General features: G+C 64.6%; 9 protein-coding genes. 5 read left to right on the top strand and 4 right to left on the bottom strand.

The window, feature by feature from the left end; translation table 11 throughout:
* Positions 1-83 precede the first annotated feature (83 nt).
* The 4 genes from FJ546_RS30210 (at position 84) to FJ546_RS30195 (ending at position 3,272) form a co-directional block, all read left to right on the top strand.
* Positions 84-1,016 (top strand): peptidylprolyl isomerase, encoded by a 933-nt coding sequence (locus FJ546_RS30210; protein WP_181168150.1) that lies wholly within the window; start codon positions 84-86, stop codon positions 1,014-1,016.
* A gap of 13 nt (positions 1,017-1,029) precedes the next feature.
* A complete protein-coding gene (pdxA, locus tag FJ546_RS30205) occupies positions 1,030-2,046 on the top strand; it encodes a 4-hydroxythreonine-4-phosphate dehydrogenase PdxA (RefSeq protein WP_181168149.1) in 1,017 nt (338 codons plus the stop codon).
* Positions 2,047-2,071: 25 nt separating this feature from the next.
* Positions 2,072-2,911 carry a 16S rRNA (adenine(1518)-N(6)/adenine(1519)-N(6))-dimethyltransferase RsmA gene (gene rsmA / locus FJ546_RS30200; RefSeq protein ID WP_140892866.1) on the top strand — a complete coding sequence of 280 codons (840 nt, stop codon included), beginning with the start codon at positions 2,072-2,074 and terminating at the stop codon, positions 2,909-2,911.
* 67 nt (positions 2,912-2,978) lie between these two features.
* A complete protein-coding gene (locus FJ546_RS30195; protein WP_140892864.1) occupies positions 2,979-3,272 on the top strand; it encodes a DUF1330 domain-containing protein in 294 nt (97 codons plus the stop codon).
* A gap of 6 nt (positions 3,273-3,278) precedes the next feature.
* On the opposite strand, the gene gmk is transcribed toward FJ546_RS30195, so the two are convergent.
* The 3 genes from gmk to mltG form a co-directional block, all read right to left on the bottom strand.
* Positions 3,279-3,935: a guanylate kinase gene (gene gmk, locus FJ546_RS30190; protein WP_027053294.1), complete on the bottom strand. Its 657-nt coding sequence runs from the start codon at positions 3,933-3,935 to the stop codon at positions 3,279-3,281.
* Between the two features lie 21 nt (positions 3,936-3,956).
* Positions 3,957-4,844 carry a YicC/YloC family endoribonuclease gene (locus FJ546_RS30185; RefSeq protein ID WP_140892863.1) on the bottom strand — a complete coding sequence of 296 codons (888 nt, stop codon included), beginning with the start codon at positions 4,842-4,844 and terminating at the stop codon, positions 3,957-3,959.
* Positions 4,845-4,999: 155 nt separating this feature from the next.
* Entirely contained in the window at positions 5,000-6,106 is a 1,107-nt protein-coding gene (gene mltG, locus FJ546_RS30180) for an endolytic transglycosylase MltG (protein ID WP_246687023.1), read from the bottom strand.
* Here mltG and FJ546_RS31840 point away from each other — a divergent pair.
* The gene (locus tag FJ546_RS31840; protein WP_246687022.1) at positions 6,105-6,380 is read left to right on the top strand and encodes a hypothetical protein; all 276 of its coding nucleotides are present in this window, start codon (positions 6,105-6,107) and stop codon (positions 6,378-6,380) included. The genes mltG and FJ546_RS31840 overlap by 2 nt on opposite strands.
* Here FJ546_RS31840 and fabF read toward each other — a convergent pair.
* A complete protein-coding gene (gene fabF, locus FJ546_RS30175; RefSeq protein ID WP_140892859.1) occupies positions 6,368-7,630 on the bottom strand; it encodes a beta-ketoacyl-ACP synthase II in 1,263 nt (420 codons plus the stop codon). The two genes, FJ546_RS31840 and fabF, sit on opposite strands and share 13 nt — an antisense overlap.
* Positions 7,631-7,658 lie beyond the last annotated feature (28 nt).

Here is a 7,658-nt window from a genome sequence, read left to right as displayed (position 1 = left end):
AGACATCGTTTCGCCGCATAGGGCTGGCACGGATTCGCGCACCCGGAAGAGGACGAAATGGGCGGAACCGGGATAGAATTGGGATGCTAATGATGAGGAAGTACCTCTTTTCAGCAGGGTTCGCGCTGCTTGTGGCGGCGACATCCGTGTCGATGACGGTCATGACGCCGCCGGCTTTCGCCAGCGAGATCAAATACGTCGTCAATGACGTACCAATCACGTCGGGCGATATCGCGCACCGCGCCGCCTTCCTGAAGCTGCAGCGCAAGAAGGGCGATGCCGCCCAGGAAATGATCGACCAGACGCTGCGCCTTGCCGAAGCCAGGCGGCTTGGCATACGCATCAGCGACGCTCAGGTCGAGGCGGCCTATCAGCGCTTTGCCACCAACAACAAGATGCAGCTCAGCCAGCTTGATGGCGTGATGGAAAAATCCGGCGTCGGCAGGGATCATTTCAAGGAATTCATCCGCGCCCAAATGGCTTGGAACCAGGCTTTGAGCGCGCGTTACCGTTCCGGTGAAGGCGGCAGCGTGACCGAGCAGGATGCGGTCAGGCGCATGCTGGACAAGGGCGGTGCCAAACCAAGCGCCACCGAGTACATGCTGCAGCAGGTCATCTTCGTCGTTCCGGCATCCGAACGCAGCGCGACGCTGGCCAAGCGCAAGCGCGAGGCCGATGCCATGCGCGCCCGCTTCAACGGCTGCAACACGACTCGCGAATTCGCCAAGGGCCTGATCGACGTCACCGTTCGCGATCTGGGCCGGGTGCTGGCGCCGCAATTGCCGCCGGACTGGGCCGAGCAGATCAAGGCGACCAAGGTCGGTGGCGCAACCGCCACGCGCGAGACCGAGCGCGGCGTCGAGTTCATCGGCATCTGCTCGTCGCGCGAAGTGTCCGACGACAAGACGGCCCAGATGGTGTTCCAGAGCGAAGGCTCGAACGACAAGGCCGCCGACGATCTCAGCAAGAAATATGTCGACGAGCTGAAGGCGAAAGCCCGCATCGTCAAGCGCTGACGTGAAGAGCGCGATGACCGCGCTGGCGCTGAGCGTCGGCGATCCGTCCGGCATCGGCCCCGAAATCGCCATCGCCGCCTTCCTGGCGCGCGAGGCGGTCGGCCTGCCCGCCTTTTTTCTTTTGGCCGATCCGGAGCTGATCGCCTCACGGGCAAGCCGGCTGGGCGTGTCGTTGCCGATCGTCGAGACGACACCGGCACAGGCGGCGCAGGCTTTCGCCCGCTCCTTGCCGATCGTTCCACTGGCAGCCCGGTTCATCGACAGCCCCGGCCGGCCGGATCCGGCCAACGCGGCCGGAACCGTCGAGGCGATCGATCGCGCGGTCGCCGCCTGCCTTGCCGGTGACGCCGCCGCCATGGTCACCTGCCCAATCGCCAAGAAGCCGCTCTACGATGCCGGTTTCCGCTTTCCCGGCCACACCGAATATCTGGCGCATCTGGCGACACGGCACAGTGGCGTCGACGCAATGCCGGTCATGATGCTGGCCGGCCCGGACCTGCGCACGGTTCCCGTCACCATCCACATCGCCCTGACGGAGGTGCCGAAGACCCTGACCACCGAACTGATCGTCGCGACCGCGCGCATCACCGCGGCCGACCTCGCCGGCCGCTTCGGCATCGCCGCGCCGAGGCTGGCCATCGCCGGCCTCAATCCGCATGCCGGCGAAGGCGGTTCGATGGGCCTTGAGGACGAACATATCGTGCGGCCGGCAGTCGACATCCTGCGCGCCGAGGGCATCGATGCTTTCGGCCCCCTGGCGGCCGACACGCTGTTCCATGCGCGGGCGCGGGCAGGCTACGACGCAGCGCTTTGCATGTATCACGACCAGGCGTTGATCCCGGCCAAGACGCTGGCCTTCGACGATGCCGTCAACGTCACGCTCGGCCTGCCCTTCATCCGCACGTCGCCGGATCATGGCACCGCCTTCGATATCGCCGGCAAGGGCATTGCACGACCGGACAGCCTGATCGCCGCATTGAAGCTCGCCAGAACGCTCGCCGACACCGACAAAAAGGCCGCGGCAACATGAGCGATTCCGTTTGGGGTCCGAACGCATGAGCATCGACGGGCTGCCGCCGCTGCGCGATGTCATCGAGCGCCATGGGCTGCAGGCGAAAAAGGCGCTTGGCCAGAACTTCCTGCTCGACCTCAATTTGACCGGCAAGATCGCACGCAGCGCGGGCGACCTGACAAACACCGCGGTGATCGAGGTTGGGCCGGGACCTGGCGGCCTGACAAGAGCGCTGCTTTCCAACGGCGCCCTCCGGGTTGTCGCCGTCGAGCGCGACGAGCGCTGCCTGGCGGCATTGGCCGAAGTCTCCGCTCACTATCCTGGCCGGCTGGAGGTGGTTTCCGGCGATGCGCTGAAAACCGACTTCGCCGCCCTCGCCTCCGCGGCCGCCGGAGCCAGCGGTCAGGTGCGAATCGTGGCCAATCTGCCGTACAACATCGGCACGGAACTGCTCGTCCGGTGGCTGACGGTCGTGGACTGGCCGCCCTTCTACGCCTCGATGACGCTGATGTTCCAGCGCGAGGTTGCCCAGCGTATCGTCGCCGAGCCCGGCAGCGACGCCTACGGCCGGCTTGGGGTGCTGGCCGGCTGGCGCACGAAGGCCAGGATCGCCTTCGACGTGCCTCCCCAGGCCTTCACGCCGCCGCCCAAGGTGACCTCTTCGGTGGTGCATCTGGAGCCGCGCGCGACACCCCTGCCGGCTGACGTCAAGAAACTCGGCCGTGTCACCGAAGCCGCCTTCGGCCAACGCCGCAAGATGCTGCGGCAGAGTGTGAAGAGCCTCGGCGGCGAGGCCTTGCTGGAGCGTGCGGGCATCGATCCGACCCGCCGCGCCGAAACACTCAGTGTCGAGGAATTTGTGCGGCTGACCAATGCGGCTTAGCGCCGGCAGCTCAGGAATCGCGACGATGCAGGCATAGATAGGCTGGCGAGCATGCCGGAGAAGCCAAATGCCTGCCTATATCATTTCCGATGTCACCATCCGCGACCACGAGGCATTCCAGACATACCGCTCGCGTGCCACGGCTTCCATTGCCCACTATGGCGGGCGCTATCTCGTACGCGGCGGCCAGGTGGATACGCTGGAGGGCGAGTGGCATCCCACACCGCTGGTCGTTGTCGAATTTCCTGACATTGAGCAGGCACGGCGCTGGTATGCATCCGCTGAGTATGCTGCAGCGCTGGATGTGCGCGACGCCGCGCTCAGCCGCCATCTGATCCTGGTCGACGGCATGACGCCCTGAAGCCGATCAGACGGTTTTCTCGTCCAGCAGCCCCGAGACGAAATCGAAGAGACCCGGCCGGCGGTCGCGCCGCAATCGTTCGGCGACAACGATGCCGCGCACCTCGGCGAAGGCGCGGTCGAGATCGTCATTGACGATGACGAAATCATATTCCTTCCAGTGCTCGATCTCGTTGCGGGCATTCTTCAGCCGCGTCTCGATCACCGCTTCCTGATCCTCGGCGCGGCGCTTCAGGCGTGCCTTCAATTCCTTCATCGACGGCGGCAGGATGAAGATCGAGACGATATCGGCACGCATCTTCTCCTTCAGCTGCTGGGCGCCTTGCCAGTCGATGTCGAACAGCATGTCGCGACCCTGCGCCAGCGCCAGTTCCGCGGGTTCGCGCGGTGTCGCATAGCAATTGCCGTGCACCTCCGCCCACTCGAGCAGCGCATCGGAATCACGCAACCGTTCGAACTCGCGCATCGTGCGGAAATGGTAGTGAACACCCTCGATCTCCGAGCCGCGGCGCGGCCTGGTGGTGACCGAAACCGACAATTCGAGGCTGGAATCGCTTTCCAGGAGGTTGCGCGCGATCGTCGACTTGCCGGCACCGGATGGCGACGACAGGACGAGCATCAGCCCCCGGCGGCGGATGCGGGATCCCAAATCCCTGGGAACCATCGGTTCCTTGGCGACCATCGGCTACTCCAGATTCTGGACCTGTTCACGAAACTGGTCGACCACCGCCTTCAGCTCCAGCCCGATCGCGGTGACGGCTGCGGCGTTCGACTTCGAACACAGCGTATTCGATTCGCGGTTAAATTCCTGTGCCAGAAAATCGAGCTTCCGGCCGACGGCACCGCCGCCCTCGAGCAGCGCCCGGCCAGATGCGACATGCGTTATCAGCCGATCGATCTCTTCGCGGATATCAGCCTTGGTGGCGAGGAATGCCGCCTCCATGTGCAGGCGGCTCGCATCCAGATTGGACGCGTCCATCAGCAGCCTGACCTGCTCGGCTATGCGTTCACGGATCGCCGCCGTCTCGCGGGACGGATCCGCCTCCGCGCGCAGCGTCAATGCCTCGATGGCGTCGATGTGGGCGGAGAGCAGCAAAGCCAGGGCTGAACCCTCGCTTTGCCGTGCCTGCTCGAGCCCTTTCAGCGCCACGTCGAGCGCAGCCATGATGGCGGTGTCGAGCGCAGCGCGCGCCTCTTCGGTTTCCACGGTTTCGGGAATGTCGAGCACGCCACGCAGCGACAGCAACCCGTCAGCGGTAGCGGGAGCAACGCCGAACTGTTCCTGCAGCCGCTTGGCGAGACCCGCAAGGTCCTTCAGAAACGCCTCGTTGACGACGGGTTGCGCCTGCGCGCCGGCGGCGCGGCCGATGGTCAGAGTCGCCTGGAAATTGCCGCGGGCGAAACGCTTCTGCAGCGTTTGCCTGACCGCCGGCTCCAGACGCTCGAAACCTTGCGGCAGCCGCAGCCGCACCTCGACGCTCTTGCCGTTGACGGACTTGACCTCCCAGGCGATCGAGGTGCCGTCATGCTCGGCGACGGCACGCGCAAATCCGGTCATGCTCTGCAAATTCATGTCGCCTGCACATCCCTGGCGCATCACCCCGAAACCAGTTTCCGGACAGGGCAAGTGCTGCTTGAAAATAACCACGCCGTAGGCGCGTCGAAATCGGACGCGTGGCGTTCCTTCAAATGTCAGGCTGTCGCCTTCCAGGCAACGCCTTTCTTCGCCTACTGGGCATCGCCCGCATCGCCGCCGGCGTCGCCATTGTCGCCACCGGTGCTGCCGTCGGCAGGCTTGTCGATGGCAGGCTTGTCGGCATTGCCGTTTGCACCAGCGGCAGCGGCGGCCTTGGCCGCGTCATCGGCCTGCTTCTTCTGCAACGCACGATAACGAGCGACGTTCTCATTGTGCTCGTCGAGCGTCGCCGCAAAGACGTGACCGCCTGTACCGTCGGCGACGAAATAGAGATCGTCGGTCTTCGATGGATTGGCCACGGCCTCAAGCGCTGCGCGGCCCGGATTGGCGATGGGCGTCGGCGGCAGGCCGTTGATCATATAGGTATTGTAAGGCGTCTGCTTCTGGATGTCCGACTGGTAGATCGGGCGGTCCGCGGGCTTTCCCTTGCCGCCGAACAGACCATAGATGATGGTCGGGTCGGATTGCAGCCGCATGCCCTTGGCCAGGCGGTTGAGGAAGACGGCGGCGACGCGCGAACGCTCGTCACCCTTGCCGGTTTCCTTCTCGACGATCGAGGCTAGCGTGACGAAGTCCTCGATATTGGCCAGTGGCAGATCCGGCGCGCGCCGCTGCCAGACCTCGTCGACCAGTTTCTTCTGGTCGGCCACCAGCTTGTCGATCATCTGCTGGCGCGTCGCACCGCGCGTGAAGCGCAGCGTGTCGGTGGCAAGGCTGCCCTCGGGGGGTGTTGTCGCCGGCATGTCACCGCTCAAGGCGGGTTCGTCGGCGATACGCTGCAAAGCCTGCTCAACCGTCAGCCCTTCCGGAACGGTCAGCGAGTACATCACCGACTTGCCGCTTTTCAAAAGCTCCATGATGTCGCGCATGGATGCCCGGGGCTTGATCTCGTATTCGCCGGCCTTGAGCGCGGAATCGTTGCCGAAAGCACGCACGCCAAGGCGGAAGACGCGGGCGTCGCTGATCAGTCCACGGCGCTCGAGCTGGTCGGCGATGTCCTGGACGCCGGTGTTCGGCTTGACCAGGAAGGTGTCGCCATTGGCCGAGGGACCAGGTTCAGTGAATTCCTGCTTGCCGAAGTAAAGCGCCGCGCCCGCGGCCAGAACCATCAGCATCACCAGGGAGATGACGAAGTTCATGAACACGACGACCTGGCTGCGCGAAGCGCGCGAGCGCTTCGGCGGCGGCGTTCCGGCTTCCGGCCGCAAGGCCTCGCTGGCTGTCTTCGGCACGATCGGTCCGGTATTGTTCGCCGGCCGTTGCCCGACTTCTCCATTGCCCGCCGGATTTGTGTTCATCTCGCCCTACCGTTTGATCTCTCAACGAATCCCCCGGGGCAGAGTAGGGGCGAATATGGCAAAATTGACGGCATGCCGAGGCATCGCCCGGCAGCCGGACGATCAGCCATTGTAGCGCTGGAACACAAGCGAAGCGTTTGTGCCGCCGAAGCCGAAGGAATTGGAGAGCGCCACGTCGATCTGGCGGAAGCGAGGCTTGTTCGGCACCAGGTCGATCGCGGTTTCGCGCTCCGGCTTGTCGAGATTGATGGTTGCCGGCGCGACATTGTCCCTGATCGCAAGGATCGAAAAGATTGCTTCGGCAGCACCCGCCGCACCCAGGAGATGGCCGATCGACGACTTGGTCGACGACATCGAAATCTTCGACGCGGCATTGCCGACAAGCCGCTCGACAGCGCCGAGTTCGATCGTGTCGGCCATGGTCGAGGTGCCATGCGCGTTGATGTAGTCGACATCGGCGGGCGCAAGCCTGGCCCGGTTCAACGCCGCGGTCATGCAACGGAAAGCGCCATCGCCGTCCTCAGCCGGTGCGGTGATGTGATAGGCGTCGCCGGTAAGGCCGTAGCCGGTCACCTCGGCATAAATCTTGGCGCCGCGCGCCTTGGCATGCTCGAGTTCTTCCAGCACCACAACACCGGCGCCCTCGCCCATGACGAAGCCGTCGCGGTCACGGTCATAGGGACGCGACGCCGTTTGCGGCGTGTCATTTCGCTCGGTCGACAGCGCCCGGCAGGCGGCGAAACCGGCGATCGACAGCCTTGTCACCGGCGCCTCGGCGCCGCCGGCGAGCATGACATCGGCATCGCCCCACATGATCAGGCGGGCCGCATCGCCAATGGCGTGAGCGCCGGTCGAGCAGGCCGTGACCACGGCATGGTTCGGGCCTTTCAGCCCGTGCCGAATCGAAACCTGGCCGGAGACGAGATTGATGATCTGGCCGGGGATGAAGAAGGGGCTGATGCGGCGCGGACCGCGCTCCTTGAGGATTGTCGCGTTCTCGGCAATGCCCTCAATGCCGCCAATGCCGGAACCGATGAGCACGCCTGTGGCGCATTGTTCTTCGTGGGTCTTGGGCTCCCAGCCGGAATCCTTCAGCGCTTCGTCGGCGGCGGCAATCCCATACAGGATGAAGTCGCCGATCTTGCGCAATTCCTTCGGCTCGAGCACGGCCTCGGGATTGAAGGTGGCATTGCTGCCGTCACCACGCGGAACGACGTGGGCGATCTTGCAGGCAAGATCCTCCACCTCGAACTCGGTGATGCGCTTGGCCGCGCTGCGGCCGGTCAGAAGTTCCTTCCAGCTGTGCTCGAAGCCCATGCCGAATGGCGACAACAACCCAAGGCCCGTGACGACGACACGCCTCATCGCAGGTCCTCCCCGGTGATGACTGCGG

Source organism: Mesorhizobium sp. B2-4-19 (assembly GCF_006441315.1).
Lineage (GTDB): Bacteria > Pseudomonadota > Alphaproteobacteria > Rhizobiales > Rhizobiaceae > Mesorhizobium.
Note: the sequence above shows the minus strand (reverse complement) of the source record. Positions and strands in the feature narration are given on the sequence as shown.

Coding starts and splice junctions, on each gene's coding strand:
- FJ546_RS30210 (WP_181168150.1), top strand. CDS start 84: ATGCTAATGATGAGGAAGTACCTCTTTTCAGCAGGGTTCGCGCTGCTT.
- FJ546_RS31840 (WP_246687022.1), top strand. CDS start 6,105: ATGAACACGACGACCTGGCTGCGCGAAGCGCGCGAGCGCTTCGGCGGC.
- FJ546_RS30195 (WP_140892864.1), top strand. CDS start 2,979: ATGCCTGCCTATATCATTTCCGATGTCACCATCCGCGACCACGAGGCA.
- mltG (WP_246687023.1), bottom strand. CDS start 6,106: ATGAACTTCGTCATCTCCCTGGTGATGCTGATGGTTCTGGCCGCGGGC.
- pdxA (WP_181168149.1), top strand. CDS start 1,030: ATGACCGCGCTGGCGCTGAGCGTCGGCGATCCGTCCGGCATCGGCCCC.
- FJ546_RS30185 (WP_140892863.1), bottom strand. CDS start 4,844: ATGAATTTGCAGAGCATGACCGGATTTGCGCGTGCCGTCGCCGAGCAT.
- fabF (WP_140892859.1), bottom strand. CDS start 7,630: ATGAGGCGTGTCGTCGTCACGGGCCTTGGGTTGTTGTCGCCATTCGGC.
- gmk (WP_027053294.1), bottom strand. CDS start 3,935: ATGGTTCCCAGGGATTTGGGATCCCGCATCCGCCGCCGGGGGCTGATG.
- rsmA (WP_140892866.1), top strand. CDS start 2,072: ATGAGCATCGACGGGCTGCCGCCGCTGCGCGATGTCATCGAGCGCCAT.